Source organism: Halobacterium noricense (genome assembly GCF_021233435.1).
Classification (GTDB): domain Archaea; phylum Halobacteriota; class Halobacteria; order Halobacteriales; family Halobacteriaceae; genus Halobacterium; species Halobacterium noricense.
The window spans coordinates 1,293,941-1,308,957 of the sequence record NZ_CP089468.1; the positions used below are offsets into that span (position 1 = coordinate 1,293,941).

Genomic DNA, 15,017 nt, shown 5'->3' on the forward strand with positions numbered 1-15,017 from the left:
GTAGCCGTTAGAAGTAATTGCTTACTTTAGGGATTGAAAGTTGGTCGAGAGCGGTGTCGATCGCCGTTGTTTCGTCGAGCGAGTCGAAAAAGCGATTGCTCAGAGCGGCTTGCAGCTGTCGCCAGCATTCCTCGACCGGATTCAACTCCGGCGAATACGATGGAAGCGTCACGAAGGCGAGGTCGTCACGGGCCGCCAGGCCTGTGACGGCCGACGCCTGAAAATACGGCGCCCCATCTAGCACCACGAGCAAGTCATCTTCGAACCCTTTACATAATGCAAGAATGAAATGTTTCGCATGTTCGGCGGTGACGTACTCTTCGAAGCGGGAGAAGAAGCAATCACCGTCCTCGGTGATCGCGCCCAGCAAACACGTCCACTTGCGTTGGCCAGAGAGTTCCACGGAGGGCCGCGTGCCGCGCGGAAACCATGCGGCACGCGGCTCAACTTGCACAGATTTCTTCGTTTGATCGATGCAGACTACGGTGGCGTCCAGCTCCCGGTGCTTTTTTTGAACTCTTCGTGGAACTGTTCTTGTTCATCTTCGTCGGCTTCAGCGGCTGTACAGCGTGGTTTTTGATAGCTCAATCCCGCTTCTTTCAACAGCCGCCGACAGCTCGGGATTGAATACTCGACGCCGTACGTGTCTTCGAGATGCTGTTGAGCAAGCGCCGGCGTCCACGCCGGCGCATCCAACCCGACCTCCTCGGGTGAGTCGTGGACCGTTGCTTCGAACTGTTGTTGCTGTGTTTCTGAGAGTTTTCGATTTCTTCCAGAACGGTGAGTGTTAGAGACAGCGTGCTCAAGCGAGTCGTCGGTGTCGAGTCGGTTGAGCCAGTTGTAGATTGTTTTCCGGTGAACGTCGTACCACTGGGCTAGCTCGGCTTTCGTGACACCGTTTTTGTACGCGATCGCGGCTAACAACCGCTCTGTTGGCTTCTTTCCCTCCACGTTCTCGAGAGCATCTTGCAGCTCTTCGACGGAGATTTCGTCGAGGTGCTCCACTACCTATTGCAACAACTTTATTGCAAATAATTCTACCGACTACTATAGACAGTGCCTGAATGGCCGATACCGGCGGCTAACATTCGTGAAAAACGACTAACTATAGCCACCATCAAATATATTTAGTTGGGTGGTGTTATTATCTATCTTGGTCGTATTCTCGACCGATATCAGTCCCTCAAAATGACCGCAATAATGGGCCATAACACAACACATATGATACTCAAGACCGACCTACTGTAATGTCGCCGGCCCTAGGAGAGGTTGTCATCCAAACCTGCGCTACACGCCGTAATGTCCACCGGCATGGGCGCTACATAGGGCCGGCGATACCCGCTTTCACAGCGGTAACAGCGCGGAAGTCCACGGCTCCAGCCGTGGGAGGAAGCGCGTAAGCTTGATCTAACTTCGAGACTAACCGGGATGCACGTCCCACGGGTCCAGAAGCGGTTGGTGGACGGGCAGTCTATCAGCCAGCCCTCGAAGTTGGGGACGCTGAACGAGTCCCTCCGACTCCCGTATTGGGAGCTACCTGAGAAAGCACCTCGTTAGAAAGCGAGCGGGCGTAGGGCTTTCCTGCGGGAGCGCGACACCGGGAGTCCACCGACAAGCCCACCCCTTCAGCGGTGGGTCGCTGACCTGCCGGTGCTAGTTGGGAGCCACCCAAGACGCTTGGCGATGAGCAGGCCGATTGTAGCGGTAACGAAGGCCAAGCCGATACTAAAAGTTATATCAATAACTGAGTGACCGCCACGAACGTCGTATCGGAAGTACCGGATAACACCCAGAAAGAGGGCGATCAGCAGAACTGTACTGAGTTCCTGCGGCGTAAGCTGTTGGAAAACCATATTACTATGTGGCGCTGCCATCAGGAAGTATGTTCTTGCCGTTTGGCTGGTCAACGACGCCCTTCTGCCCAGGCTAGTGAATTCGTTCGTGACGACCTCGACGTCCCCAGAGGGGAGTTGGTGTTACTGGTCGTGTAACGCCTCGCAAGCGTTTTCTTGGACAACGTGACAGTAGGACTGTGCGCCGTCGAAAATTCCTCGCTGGGACAACAGCCCTCCTTACGGTTCCACTTGCCGGCTGTGCGCATCCCCCAAACGTACTCGATATGCGAGAAGCGACACCACAAGCGCTGAGCGAGAAGATGTCTCAAACACTCTCGCCCCACTCACAAGGGTGCGAGACGATCACAGAGGCTGTCGTGAATGGATATGCGACTGTCGCTAGAACCGTCCCATCGATTCGCCCTGATGAGCCCATTCGATTGGAGGATCACTACTATGAGGTATCCATGCGGGTGCGAGCTGGGAGCGAACAGGCTACACCATTCAGGTGACGAGACGAGTAATTCCTACGGCACGTGGCTGGTCGCGTATCAAGGGACTCCGTATCTCGCGTACGCTGAGTTTCCATCTGCGGTGACCGCAGCCCCATCTGGAGACCGGTCGGGAAGCGAGGGAGGACTGGCACCGGACCGATCGAGGACAAGAGAGAACACCCGGTGTTAACATCTGTTCCACCCTGAAAACGGGTTTTTATCTTTCCGTCTCGATTAACATAGCCGCTACTCTTTGCTCGATACGGGAGCATGGTCCCGACTTAATCAGACCGAGGTATCTCGGCAAATGGGATTCAGGAAAAAGTTTTTACTCCCACCAAATTTGTAGTCTATAAATGACACGAACTGAGTCGAGCGTACGCCTGCCCGACAGTGTAGCCGGATACGTCGCAAACGATCTCGCGATCATCACCGGAATCATCCACCTGTTACTTGCACCACAGTTCATCAACTTTAGCCAGACGCTCGGCACGCTGTTCCTCCTCAACGGACTCGGATTCTTGGGTGGGATTGCACTCTATCTGACGAACTACTGGCGGCGAGAACTTTACCTCGTCGCCGCGGGATACGCCCTCGTTACGTTCATCGCGTTCTTCGTGTACGGTGGCTTCGAGGGCTTCGTCTCCGCGTTCTATATGCGTGGCTCGCTCAACTGGAACGCGGTCGGAGCGAAAACAGCAGAAGTCCTCCTCATCTTCTGCTCGCTCTATCTGTACACGGACTCACAGTGAGACACTCTCACGCCTTTCAAGCGGACGGCACTGTCTAGTTGAGTCAGTTTGAGAAGTGAGCAGGTCGGAGTAAGTTGGTAAAGATGCTCTCAGACCTGCTCAGCGAGAGCTATGACCCGTATTTAGAAGAATCTTGGGAGAATGAGCGGACGGCGACGTGACGAGACGCTCCGCGTCTCGTTCGCACATCAGAACCCGTTGGGTTCTGAGGACGCCCGTTAGGGCGTTCGCCGTCCGCCTCCACCAAACCGGTTGTTCCCTTCGAGAAACAACAACGATCTTAGCTGAATTAGGCGTGCAACGTTCTCATGGAGCGGTTTGGAACTGGGTGCGTCGACTATCTGACAGCGGCTGCGACCCGCCTGAGGCGCAGCCGAAGCGGGTCGCCGTTGACGAGACTGCTGTCAAAATTAACGGTGAGTGGTCTTGGCTGTATGCTGCAATAGACATCGACACAAAGTTGATCCTCGATGTCGCGTTGTTTGAGCGGCATGGCACCGATCCAGCGGCTGCGTTTCTGCAGAAACTCCAGGAAAAACATGATATCTCAGAGGCTGAGTTTCTCGTCGATCAGTTCGGCTATCGGACTGCCCTCGCTCGATTAGGGTTGAGCGGCCGGGTCAACTATACCGACCGAAACCTGATTGAAAAGTGGTTTCACACCCTCAAATGCGGGTCGACCGCTTCCATAACTCGTGGGTGGGCAGTCGGTCGAGCGTCCAAGAGTTGCTTGAACAATTTATGCATTACTACACCCGCCACAGACCGCATCAAGCTCTCGATGGAAAAACGCCGATCGAGGAGGTCCAGAACTAGACAGTGCCAAGCGGAGTATATTGTCAGGCTCCCACCCCAAGGGGGGTGGACTTGTCAGTGAACGGCGCACGGTATATTCGGCGTTTAACTGCCGGCTTGAGAATCGGCTGCTCGGCACGGCGATTGCCGAGCCTGGTGATATAATGTTGTATCGCTACATATACTGAACGCGTTCGCCAGAGCAAACACCACAATTGCCGTCTCATTTCTCGACGAGGAGTACTCCGACCAGAGAGAATCGTAGGCTGCGTTTCAAGCGAACCCCCCTCAATTCAGCTAAAGTCGTTCCCAAGGGGACACTGTGACTGGGTGTTGTTGGATTCGGGCTGTTGGGAGTGCGTGAGTTGTTGGATGGCGGTGTTGATTTCGTGGACTTGGGTAGTTTGTTCTTCGTTGGCGGCGGCGACGGCTTCGATTTTAGTGGCGACTTGGTCAGCTTGATCGACGAGTTCGTCAACCATGCTGCCGACTTCTTTTGCGGAAGCTGCTTGGTCGCTGGTGGCGTCGGAGACCTCTTGGATGCTCTGTGAGGCCTCAACAACTGCATCGGCGATGTTTTGGAGGGTTCCATGGCGGATTCGATTTGCGTAATACAGCGTTCCCCAATCAGAAATTCGTGAGGACCACGACCCGTACGTGTTTCGCTCGGACGACCGGTCAACTGTTCGTCGTCCGGAGTTCATCAATCCGAGGTGCGTCACGGATGCCAGCGAAGAGAACGAGGATTGCAAGTGAATCGCCGTTTGGGATCGGATTGTCACCGGTCCGCAATTGTACTGAACCGATTTCTTCTGACAGCCACGTCTGACCGTCAGAGATCGCCGACTGGTGGAGCCAGGCTGGCGGCCCGGACACGACTAGCAGGCCGCTTGTTGCTGCGTTGAGCGGATAGTTGAGCGTCAATCGCCCGCGAGTCGCACGGCGAAGCGTTGTTTCGACTGCCTTGATCGCTGCGACTTCATCGACCGTTTCGTCGCGTGCCCCGACGAGTCCGCGAACGCGGCCGAGCAGCGACGCTGAGTCTGCCTGGCTGTCGAGCGTCTGTTGTGCGTAGCCGATTGTCGCCAAGCCACCTTCGTTGAGCGTCGCGATAATTTCGCTGGCGTCGACGACCCGTTGCCCGACTGAATCCGCGCTCGCGGCTTCGCCAGCACTGAAGATCGCGCCAAGATGCTCAGCAAGGGTCTGGTTTAGTTCATCGGCCACCTCCAGAACGTCGTGCTCGGCGTTGAGCCACACGTCATTATCGAAGACGATCTGTGCATCCACCACGCTATCTAGGGACTGCAAGGCGCGCGCGGGATTCTCCGCGGGGATATCCTCGTGGGCAGCCGGTAACACTGAAACCGAGTACACAGGCCGGTTGTACACCGCCTGCAGCTCGTCGGCGAGTTTTGGGGTTGCAACAGAGCCGGTTCCGCCGCCGAGCCCAGTAACCAGAATTATTGCGGCCGCGTCCGAGGTGACTGCTGAATCGACCACTCGCTGCATCTCCACGAGATCCTCCTCAAGGGCTGCTGCAGCCACTTCGCGGTCCCCGCCAGTGCCGTTCCCGTTTGTTTCCGCTTGGCCGAACAGCTGGCGTGCATCCTCTGGGACGGCCGTTAACGCCGCGAGATCGACGCCGTCAGTGTCCAGCACACAGCCGCCGGCGAGATACGATGCTGGCCGGTTGGCATCATCTTGGTAGAGTGCATCGACGATGCGGCCGCCAGCACCGCCAACGCCGATAGCTACGACGCGCATACTATGCATGCCGGTAGCCGGCTTGAACTATCTTTCTACAGGCGGACGGTGGTGTTCAGATAAGGATTCGTCTGAACACAGCTTCAGCCGGCGAACCAGCCGATTTCCTGGTGGTCGCCGGGAGAGCAACGCGCTCCCGAGGCCTCGGAAATCGGAGATTTCCTGCTGGATTGAAACGGCGAGGCGGTCTCGACGAATCCCGGCGAAGTAAGCACGTGAGCGACCAACGGGAGCGAACGCGCGCAGCGAGCCGCGGGAGTCGAGACCACCGAGGGCTTTCAAAAAGCAACATCGTCTCCGCTACTTTCGTCTGCTTATCTGAACACTGCCGGCGGACCATCTTGAGTCCCTTGGGATGAAGTACTCCGGGATCAACATCTGGTGTTGTTCTAGTCGAATGCGGCTTCGATAGCGTTCGTCCAAGAGCCGAAATGCCGGACATACGTCGTATGGCTGTGCTTTCCATGTTCATTCATGTCTCGCTGTGTGGGTTGTTTGTCTAACTTGTTAGCGAGACGCTGTAATTCCGTACATAATGCGTCTTTTGTTAAGTCGGATGGTGGTTCGAACCCCGCCGCTTCAACTGCAGCACTCCAGGATCCGTACCGACGAATATACGTCGTCGGGTCATATTTTCCTTGTTCTTCCACCTCACGGAAGGTTGGTCGCTTGTTGAGCTTGTCACCGAGTCGTGTGAGTTCGGTGCGTAATTTGTCGCTGGATATTCGTTGTCCCACGTTATCCGGATCATAGCCCGCGGCATCAATAGCAGCTGCCCATGATTCAAAATGGTTCTTGTACGTTGATCCCCAGTACTCTCCTTGTTCATTCATCTCAGTGATTGTGGGTGGCCGACCAAGTTCTTCGCCCAGTCGCTTAAGTTCTGTAATGAGTGCTTCTTTTGGAATTTCTGATTGAGGCGGCCGGGGCTCGTATCCCGCAGTTTCGAGTGCCGATTGCCACGACCCGAAATGCGAAAAGTACACACGGGCACTGTATTCAGCTTCCTCACGAATCTCCTGTAGTGTCGGTGGGCGGCCGAACTTTTCCGCTAATCGGTCGATTTCGGTTAAGAGTTCCTCATCAGAGTAGGTTGGCATTACTCTACCGTACGTATTCAATCGGCAAAGCCGCTTTCCATCAAATTGGTTGAGGTAGGTGTAATATGTCAGCGACCCACCGCTGAAGCGGTGGGCTTGTCGGTGGGCTCCCGTTCAAACTCCAAGCTGGAGTGGACACTAGATGTGTTGCTTACGTTCAACATCCCCGACTTCAAGGCAAGCTGACCGTTGCCCAACCCATCGGGACGTTTGCCCGGTGGTAAAGCTAACAACCGAAGGCCAACGTTTTTCGCCGCGTTGTAGTCGCCATCTACCTCGTACCCACACTCGTTACAATCGAACCACTCCGTCTCCTTGTCGCGGTTCGTACTGGACTGGTGGCCACACTTTGAGCAAGTCTGCGAGGAAAAGGCAGGGTTGACCGATTCGACCCGAATGCCGTATTCGGCGGTCTTGTACTCGATTTGCTCTTGCAGTTCCCGAAACGCCCAGTTGTGCATCTGCCGTTTCAGGCGGCTATCATAGGCGTCCATCCGTTCGAGGATGTCGGTCAGGTCTTCAACGGCGATATACGAGCAGTCGTGTTGTAGGGCTTCGTCCACAATTCCACGCGAGATGGTGTGCAGGCGGTTCAGGACGAAGCGGTTTTCACGCCCCGACAGTCGCCGCAACGCCTGCCGAGCGGAGCGTGTGCCTTTGTCCTGAAGGCTTCGTCGCACGCGGAAGTAGTGGTTCTGCCCCCACAGTAGCTCGCCGCCGTCGAAGAACCGCCCCGTACTCGTCACGGCGACGTTCTTGAGATTCAAATCCACGCCGAGAACACGGTCACCGTCACGCTTGTCTACCTCTTTCTGGACGACGTGGAGGTAGAACGTATCCTCCCCGGGACAGTAGTGGAGCGTGCCTATCCGCTTCTCGTAGTTGTTGTTTTCCAGACACGACCGCTGGTACTCTCCGAGTACGAAGTCGGCTTCGACGCGCCCGTTGACGGTCGAGGGCGTGGCGTACTCGTCTTTGATTGTCAGGGTGCGCTTGTCGTAGACGGCAGACGGTTCATCGAACGAGGGGAGTGGGCGGCTGTTGCCCTTCTCCCACTCCGCGACGGTGAGTCGCCCTTTGACATCCGCTCACCCCTTGGAGGCGAGGGGGGGTTCCTATGACCGATGCCTCCGAACTAACTCCTAAATGCCGGGCTACGTCCGTGAGAGTGGGTCGCTGCACAACGATCTGATAACTTTCGTCTCATAATGGTAACGGCGTGGAAGCCCACCTCTTCAGTGATGGGGGTCTGATACGGGCGGTGTTCAGATAAGGATTGAAAGGTGAGGCGGAGCGTTTTCTGAGTGATCTATGCCCGAAAACACCCGCCTCAACGGGAATATCAACCAGATCGACTTAGAGTTTGTTGAACGAGAAGCGACACCGCAGCTGCTGATGAAGCTCAGTATTCAGCTCCATCTTGCTGGGCTCTCGCTTTCGAATACTGTCTCAATTCTTGAGCTATTCGGTGTCAATCGAGCTCGATCCACCGTTCATAATTGGGTCCATAAAGCCGACCTACAGCCAGAGTCTGGACGGACTCCGGATCACGTCGCGGTTGACGAAACCGTGATCCGACTCAATAACGAGCAATACTGGCTGTACGCTGCTGTCGATCCCGACACAAACAAATTACTCCATACAAAGCTTGAACCGACGCGTACGAACGTGATTGCTCGCTCGTTTTTCGCCAAACTCCGGGAGAAACACGACGTCGATGATGCCGTGGTTCTCGTGGATGGCGCACCCACGCTGAAAGACGCCTGCAACCGACACGGCCTCCGATTCCAGTATGAAAAACATGGGAATCGGAATGCTGTCGAACGTGTCTTTCGAGAGATGAAACGTCGAACCTTATTGTTCTCAAACTGTTTTAGCAACGCCGCAGCAGATACCGCCGACGATTGGCTCAGATCCTTCAGCTTCGCATGGAATCAGCTTATCTGAACACTACCCTGATACGACCAACAGAGTTTACGTCGCAGAGATTCACGCCTCACTATATGGACTCTGTTCGGCGTGCGCTCCGGGAAGGAGAAATTAAGAAGGACATGTATGAGCGGCTGGAATGTGCGGAGTGTGGCGAGCAACTGGTAACCAAGAACGAGCCAGATGAGGTTGGGTCGATTCGTGCCTGCCCGGAGTGTGGACAGGAGTGGCGTCAACTCCCGTGACAACCTGGGCGCGCTACCGCACCGGGAACCTTTTGCCGCCTCTCCATCCCTGAGGGAGTGGTTCTGCGAGCGAACAACCCGTTCTGCTGGTTGACTTGAGTGGGAGCCCGAAAAGTTGATGACTACATCGCGGCTTCCCAGCGATATTGTGGCTGTACGAAGCTATGAGGATCTGACACAGCGGATTGTTGAGCATCTCGAATCGCGCCTCGAAAATGGGTCAGCCTTCACGAAAAGTCGCCATATTGCGGATGCATTAGATGCGTCAGTAAAGCGCGTTGGCACAGTAATGGCCGCATTACAGACCGCGGAAACCCGGTTGGAAATCCGTCAGTGGGGCGGCCAGTCCGATGGCGCCACATGGTACATCACGGTGGACGCCGATAGCGAGCAGACCGACACGAACAGCCAATAACATCCTCCCCGGCGTGAACGCCGGGGTTTCCTCACGCTGGGAGTCTCGGCTATGCCGAGTCCACGGAGGCAACTTGCGGGTTCGTGTGCTCCTCGTTGGGACGGGGAGAGCGTGATAACTCCAGCCAATCGTGACTATCCCACTTGAGGCACACAGGCCGTGCCATCGGCCGTGCTACCGTTTCGTGCCGCCTCAGGAACGTCTCGCTCGCGGCGAGGTCCGCGGGCCTTCGAAGCCGCAGGTACACGTCAGCGTGTCCTGATGTCGCGTCGTGTCCTCGGTCGAACTGCAGTTCGGACACGTCTGCGAGGTCCACGCTTCCGTGCGGACTTCGACGGTGATGCCGAACTCCTCGGCAGTATACACGAGACGGTCGATGAACCGCCGGAACGCCCAGAAGTTGTGCAGCTTGGCGTTCGTCCGAACCGACCAGTGCGTCTCGGGTACGTCGGTTAAGTCGCCGACGTACACCGTCGAAACACCCTCGTCGTGCAGCCGTTCGACCAGATCCCGACAGAGTGCGTCCATCGCGTGGTCGCGCCGCCGCGTTTGACGACGGTACAGTGAGTCGATTCGCTTCGAACTGTACCGGCCATCCTCGAGCTTCGACTGGAGTTCGGCAATTCGTTGCGTGGTCTCGCGGAACCGTTCGAACAGGTCGCGTCCTTCGTAGAGGTGCTGCTCGCCGGTCGTGGTCGTACAGGCGACGATATTGTTCGCGCCGATGTCCAGAGCGGCGGATTCGTCCGCCAGTGGTTGTGCCAGTCGAGAATTGTCGATAGTGACTGGCTGAAAGGCCCTGAATGTCTCGCTCACATCGTCGTAATACAGTTCCAACCGGCCCTGCTTGTCGTACTCTTTCCAGTTGGGTTCGCCGCGAACCTCAAGACGGAGACGCTCGCGGTATCCAAGACCGTACTCCTCTTTCAGGTCTTGCCCGACAAGAATCTCGAGACGAGAGTGTTCGCCCCATTCAACCGAGTACGACGTGTTGCGGATATACGTCCGCAGTTCGCGGCCCTCGTCTTGGTTCCCCCAGAAGCCGGGCTTGCCATTTGCTTCGCCCTTCTCTCGGAGTGCGAAGAACGACTGCCACGCTTCGCGGTTCTTGCGCTCGATCTGTTGAACGGTCGAAGTGCCCGACGACGAACAGTACGAGCGGTTGAAGCGCGTGAAAAACGAATACGGGCTGACGTGGCGCGGGATGTTGATCCACGCCGCCGACGACTTGGAGACTCCGGCCGGGGAGTAACCGGTGGTTCGCGTCGTCGAGTGACGCGATTCACGCCCGTCCCCAGAACGCGGAGCGTTCTGGTGTGCGAACGAGACGCAACGCGTCTCGTCACCGCCGTAAACGGCAGGACTCTCTCGCTGTTTTAGGTAGCCTGGCAACCAAGACGAGAACCCAAGCTGGGACAGCCAGTAGTCGTCTTCTTTCGTTGACCAAAAGAACGCCACGTTCTGTTCATGAGGCTGGCATCGCCTACGAACTTCACAAGGCTTATTCGCGCGCTGTCAGTCCCTACCCCTAATGAGCGAGAAGAACGAGGAGTCGAGAGCGTCCTCCATATCGACCGGTTCAGCTCTCGACACTCTCGAAAATTGGTACCACGTACCCGTGCTGGGCGCTGTCCTCGCGTTCATGTTCTGGGTGCGCGTGCAGGCGTGGGAGAATTTCACGCAAAGCGGCGAAGTGTACTTCTCCGGGAACGACGCGTACTACCACTTCCGGGAAGTGATGTACACGGTCCAGAATTGGCCGTCGACGATGCCGTACGACGTCTGGTCCGGCTTTCCGACGGGAGTAGGTGTCGGTCAGTTCGGCACGCTGTTCGACCAAATCGTGGCGACCGCAGCACTCGTCGTCGGTCTCGGCAGTCCCTCCCAGGAGACGATTTCGATGACGCTGCTGTTCGCACCGGCCGTCTTCGGTGCACTACTCACAATTCCGACGTACTTCATCGGGAAGCGGCTCGGCGGCCGGCTGGGTGGCGTGTTCGCCGCAGTCATTCTCGGTCTCCTCCCGGGCTACTTCCTCTCGCGGAGCCTCGTCGGTGCTGCGGACCACAACGGCGCGGAGCCGCTGTTCCAGTCGCTTGCAGTGCTCGCGACGATGATTGCGCTCACCGTCGCACAGCGGGAGAAACCCGTCTACGAGCAGTTCCTCGACCGCGACGTCGCAGGCCTCCGCCGCGTGGTCGGCTGGAGCGTCGTCGCCGGTGCCTCCACGGCGGCCTACATGTGGATGTGGCCGCCCGGCATCCTGCTGGTCGGCATCTTCGGCGTGTTCTACCTCGTGAAGCTGACCAGCGACTACTACAGCGGCACGAGTCCAGACCACGTCGCCGTCGTCGCTGCCGTCAGTTCGGTGACGACCGGCCTACTGATGCTGGTCCCGATGTCGACTCTCTCGTTCTCGCCATCGCAGTTCTCAATCCTTCAGCCACTGTTTTCCATCGCCGTCGGCGTCGGCGCGGTATTCCTCGCGTGGCTCGCCCGCGAGTTCGACGACCGTGAACTCGACGCCACTTCGTACCCGCTCGCCGTGTTCGGCATTCTCGTCGTCGCGCTCGGTGCGACGACAGTCGTCCTCCCCGAATTCTGGGGGATGATGCAGTCGAATCTCCTCCGCTTCGTCGGCTTCAGCGCTGGCGCAGCCACCCGCACCATCGGCGAGGCGCAACCACTTCTCTCTCGGACGGGCCGCTACGGGCTGGGAATGTTCGGCGTCATCTTCCTCGAATACGGACTGGCGTTCTTCACCGCCCTCCTCGGCGCGGCGTGGATTCTGCTTCGGCCGCACTTCCGCAGCGGCAACCCGCGGCGCATCGGCGGCGCGGCGGCCGCAGTCCTCGTGGTCGGGCTCGTGTTCGCGGCACCGGGTATTGGAGACGCGGTCGGCACAATCCTCGGCGTCGACGGCCAGCTCGGCTCGCTCGCCATCGTGGGCGTCACGCTCCTCGCAGTCACGGTGACCGGCGACTACGACGCGGAGAAACTACTCGTAGTGGTCTGGGGCGCGTTCATCACCTCGGCGGCGTTCACGCAGGTGCGGTTCAACTACTACCTCGTCGTGCCGGTCGTCGTGCTGAACGCGTACGTGCTCAAGGTCGTGCTCGGGTTCGTGAGCCTCGACAAACCGGCCTCACAGGTCGAGGACGTCGACTGGTATCAGGTGGGCACGGTCGTCGCCGTCGTGATGCTCGTGCTCGTGCCAATCGCAGCGCCCGTGGCCGCATCCGCAACCGGCGACGGTACGAGCCCGATTCAGTTGACGAACAATCAGGGCCAGCAGGTGCCCCTGCAGTCGGCGACGACCGTCGGCGCGGCGAACGGCCCCGGTGCGGTGACGGTGTGGGACGACGCGATGGAGTGGATGCAGACGCACACGCCCGATCAGGGCAACTTCGGCGGCGCGGGCAACGCCGACCAGTTGGACTACTACGGGACGTACAGCCAGACCGACGACTACGACTACCCCGCGGGCGCGTACGGCGTGATGTCGTGGTGGGACTACGGCCACTGGATGACCGTCGAGGGCGAGACGATTCCGGTCGCGAACCCGTTCCAGCAAAACGCAGACAAAGCCGCGAACTTCCTGCTCGCGCAGAACGAGACCGAGGCCGCGAACGCGCTCGCGGCCGTCGAGGAGGACGACGCGAAGACGCGCTACGTCGCGGTGGACTCCCAGATGGTCTCGCCCCAGCAGAAGTTCGGTGCGCCGACGGTGTTCTACGACGGCCCGCGGAACTTCACCACGGGGACGTTCTACACGCAGAACATCCTCTCGCAGTACCAGGAGGGCCAGATTACGAACTACCGGTCGTTCAGCCAGCTCCCGACGCTGAACCACCAGGCGTACTACGAGTCGCTGATGGTGCGGCTCTACCAGTACCACGGCAGCGCCCAGCAGCCCCAGCCCATCGTCGCCGACTGGCAGGATACGCTGCAGACGACGACGGGTTCGGACCTGTACAGCTTCGACCAGTCGGCGTCCCCGGTGCAGTCGTTCGACAACATGACCGCGGCCGAGCAGTACGTCGCTAACGACACGACGGCCCAGATTGGGGGATTCAACGGGATTCCCCCGGAGTACGTCGAGGCAGTCGAACATTACCGCCTGATCGGGTCGAGTGACGACCGCGGCGTGAAGCTCTTCGAGCGCGTCGAAGGCGCGACCGTCGAGGGCACCGGGCCCGCGAACACGACGGTGACCGCGTCGGTCACGCTGAACATGACGCACCTCTCGCAGGGCAACCAGACGCCGCAGTTCACGTACACGCAGCGAGCCGAGACCGGGCCGGACGGCGAGTTCACGATGACGCTCCCGTACTCGACGACCGGCTACGACGCGTACGGGCCGGAGAACGGCCACACGAACACGTCCGTTCGCGGCGCGGGCCCCTACGAGTTCACGACGGGCAAGCTGACGTCGGCGAACCTGACGACCGTGGAGTGGAACGCGACCGCGCAGATTTCGGAAGGCCAAGTCGTCGGCGCGGAGGAGTCCGCGACCGAGGTCGACCTGGAGCGCCACGTCGTCGACCGCCCGGAGGGTGCCGAGCAGAACGACACGAGCAACGAGACGCAGTCGCTCGCGTCGCCGGACACGGTGACGACTGAGACCGCGACCGCGTCCACGGACTCGGCGAGTAGCGGCCCCGTCGACGTGCAGTCGCCGTTCGGCGCGGCCGCAGCGTTCGCCGTGCCCGCGGTCGCTGGCGCGCTCGGCCGTCGCTACGCATAATGGACGGCCGCGCCTGGCTGGCGGTCTACCTGAAGGGAGCCGCGATGGGCGCTGCCGACGCCGTCCCGGGCGTCTCCGGCGGCACCATCGCGCTCATCACGGGCATCTACGAGCGCCTCGTCGGCGCTATCGCGGCGCTGGACCCCGTGGAAGCGCTGGGCTTGCTCGCGCTCGTGCCACGGCTCGGCAGCGCCGACGCCCGCGAGGAGTTCGTGGAGACGCTCGTCCGGATGGACGTCCCGTTCCTCGCGTTGCTGGGTGTCGGCGTCCTGACCGCCGTCGTCACGGTTGCGAACGTCGTCCACGTCGCCATCAACGACTTCCCGGGCGTGACGTTCGCGTTCTTCTTCGGACTCATCGCGGCCTCCGTCGTCGCACTGCTCGGCGAGGTCTCTGTCGACACCCCGGGTAGGGTCGCGGCGGCCGTCGTCGGCTTCGTGCTCGCGTTCGTCCTGAGCGCGCAAGCGCAGGCCGGCGCGCTCCCCGAAGTACTCCCGGTCGTCTTCCTCGCGGGCGCTATCGCCATCTGCGCGATGGTGCTGCCCGGCGTTTCGGGGTCGCTCCTGCTGTTGACGCTCGGGTTGTACGACACGATGACGTCGGCCGTCAGCGAGGCGACCGACGCCGCGTTCGGCGGCGACCTCGCTGCGAGTATCGAGCCGCTGACGACGCTCGTCGTGTTCATGCTGGGCGCGGTCGTCGGGTTGCTGTCGTTCGCGCGCGTCGTCGAGTGGGCGCTCGACCACTACCGCGCGGCGACGCTGACCTTCCTCGTCGCGCTGATGGCGGGCGCGCTCCGCGCCCCGGCCATCCAGATCAACGACGCGAACCCCGAGTGGACCGCGGCGAGCGCGGGTAGCGTCCTCGTCGCGGCAGTCCTCGGCGCGGCGGTCGTGCTCGTCCTCGACGCGACGACCGACGACCTCGATTACTGACCA

11 protein-coding genes and 2 pseudogenes are annotated in these 15,017 nt (G+C 59.3%); 7 read left to right on the forward strand and 6 right to left on the reverse strand.

Annotation, left to right across the window (positions count from 1 at the left end; translation table 11 throughout):
* Positions 1-7 precede the first annotated feature (7 nt).
* A protein-coding gene (locus LT974_RS07025) for an IS630 family transposase (RefSeq protein WP_232590027.1) occupies positions 8-1,005 on the reverse strand; the annotation gives its coding sequence in 2 pieces (ribosomal slippage) (positions 8-516 and positions 516-1,005; 999 coding nt in all).
* Between the two features lie 1,680 nt (positions 1,006-2,685).
* Between LT974_RS07025 and LT974_RS07030 the strand changes: the two genes are divergently transcribed.
* Complete coding sequence (locus LT974_RS07030) at positions 2,686-3,081, forward strand: DUF7475 family protein (RefSeq protein ID WP_232590028.1); 396 nt, start codon at positions 2,686-2,688, stop codon at positions 3,079-3,081.
* 83 nt (positions 3,082-3,164) lie between these two features.
* A pseudogene (locus LT974_RS07035) lies at positions 3,165-3,897 on the forward strand (IS6 family transposase).
* Positions 3,898-4,169: 272 nt separating this feature from the next.
* Here the strand turns inward: LT974_RS07035 and LT974_RS07040 are convergent.
* The 4 genes from LT974_RS07040 to LT974_RS07055 form a co-directional block, all read right to left on the reverse strand.
* Complete coding sequence (locus tag LT974_RS07040) at positions 4,170-4,358, reverse strand: hypothetical protein (RefSeq protein WP_232590029.1); 189 nt, start codon at positions 4,356-4,358, stop codon at positions 4,170-4,172.
* Positions 4,359-4,554: 196 nt separating this feature from the next.
* Positions 4,555-5,643, reverse strand: a complete 1,089-nt coding sequence (locus LT974_RS07045; protein ID WP_232590030.1) for a tubulin/FtsZ family protein — start codon at positions 5,641-5,643, stop codon at positions 4,555-4,557.
* Between the two features lie 389 nt (positions 5,644-6,032).
* Entirely contained in the window at positions 6,033-6,743 is a 711-nt protein-coding gene (locus LT974_RS07050) for a homing endonuclease associated repeat-containing protein (RefSeq protein ID WP_232590031.1), read from the reverse strand.
* Between the two features lie 68 nt (positions 6,744-6,811).
* Complete coding sequence (locus LT974_RS07055) at positions 6,812-7,729, reverse strand: RNA-guided endonuclease InsQ/TnpB family protein (protein ID WP_332840557.1); 918 nt, start codon at positions 7,727-7,729, stop codon at positions 6,812-6,814.
* A 325-nt stretch (positions 7,730-8,054) separates the two neighbouring features.
* On the opposite strand from LT974_RS07055, the gene LT974_RS07060 reads away from it, so the two are divergent.
* The 3 genes from LT974_RS07060 (at position 8,055) to LT974_RS07065 (ending at position 9,332) form a co-directional block, all read left to right on the forward strand.
* Positions 8,055-8,690 (forward strand): IS6 family transposase, encoded by a 636-nt coding sequence (locus tag LT974_RS07060; RefSeq protein WP_232590032.1) that lies wholly within the window; start codon positions 8,055-8,057, stop codon positions 8,688-8,690.
* Between the two features lie 56 nt (positions 8,691-8,746).
* A complete protein-coding gene (locus LT974_RS17815) occupies positions 8,747-8,917 on the forward strand; it encodes an HVO_0758 family zinc finger protein (RefSeq protein WP_332840552.1) in 171 nt (56 codons plus the stop codon).
* Positions 8,918-9,065: 148 nt separating this feature from the next.
* Positions 9,066-9,332 (forward strand): DUF7123 family protein, encoded by a 267-nt coding sequence (locus tag LT974_RS07065; RefSeq protein WP_232590033.1) that lies wholly within the window; start codon positions 9,066-9,068, stop codon positions 9,330-9,332.
* A 49-nt stretch (positions 9,333-9,381) separates the two neighbouring features.
* Here the strand turns inward: LT974_RS07065 and LT974_RS07070 are convergent.
* Positions 9,382-10,472 (reverse strand): annotated as a pseudogene (locus LT974_RS07070) (RNA-guided endonuclease InsQ/TnpB family protein); the annotation flags it as partial.
* A gap of 391 nt (positions 10,473-10,863) precedes the next feature.
* Between LT974_RS07070 and LT974_RS07075 the strand changes: the two are divergent.
* The gene (locus LT974_RS07075; RefSeq protein ID WP_232590034.1) at positions 10,864-14,079 is read left to right on the forward strand and encodes an oligosaccharyl transferase, archaeosortase A system-associated; all 3,216 of its coding nucleotides are present in this window, start codon (positions 10,864-10,866) and stop codon (positions 14,077-14,079) included.
* Entirely contained in the window at positions 14,079-15,014 is a 936-nt protein-coding gene (locus tag LT974_RS07080) for a DUF368 domain-containing protein (RefSeq protein WP_232590036.1), read from the forward strand. The genes LT974_RS07075 and LT974_RS07080 overlap by 1 nt, the downstream gene beginning before the upstream one ends.
* Positions 15,015-15,017: the final 3 nt, after the last annotated feature.

Excerpts from the sequence above, each read along its gene's own strand:
- LT974_RS07030 (WP_232590028.1), top strand. The coding sequence starts at position 2,686 with ATGACACGAACTGAGTCGAGCGTACGCCTGCCCGACAGTGTAGCCGGA.
- LT974_RS07040 (WP_232590029.1), bottom strand. The coding sequence starts at position 4,358 with ATGGTTGACGAACTCGTCGATCAAGCTGACCAAGTCGCCACTAAAATC.
- LT974_RS07045 (WP_232590030.1), bottom strand. The coding sequence starts at position 5,643 with ATGCGCGTCGTAGCTATCGGCGTTGGCGGTGCTGGCGGCCGCATCGTC.
- LT974_RS07050 (WP_232590031.1), bottom strand. The coding sequence starts at position 6,743 with ATGCCAACCTACTCTGATGAGGAACTCTTAACCGAAATCGACCGATTA.
- LT974_RS07060 (WP_232590032.1), top strand. The coding sequence starts at position 8,055 with ATGCCCGAAAACACCCGCCTCAACGGGAATATCAACCAGATCGACTTA.
- LT974_RS17815 (WP_332840552.1), top strand. The coding sequence starts at position 8,747 with ATGGACTCTGTTCGGCGTGCGCTCCGGGAAGGAGAAATTAAGAAGGAC.
- LT974_RS07075 (WP_232590034.1), top strand. The coding sequence starts at position 10,864 with ATGAGCGAGAAGAACGAGGAGTCGAGAGCGTCCTCCATATCGACCGGT.
- LT974_RS07080 (WP_232590036.1), top strand. The coding sequence starts at position 14,079 with ATGGACGGCCGCGCCTGGCTGGCGGTCTACCTGAAGGGAGCCGCGATG.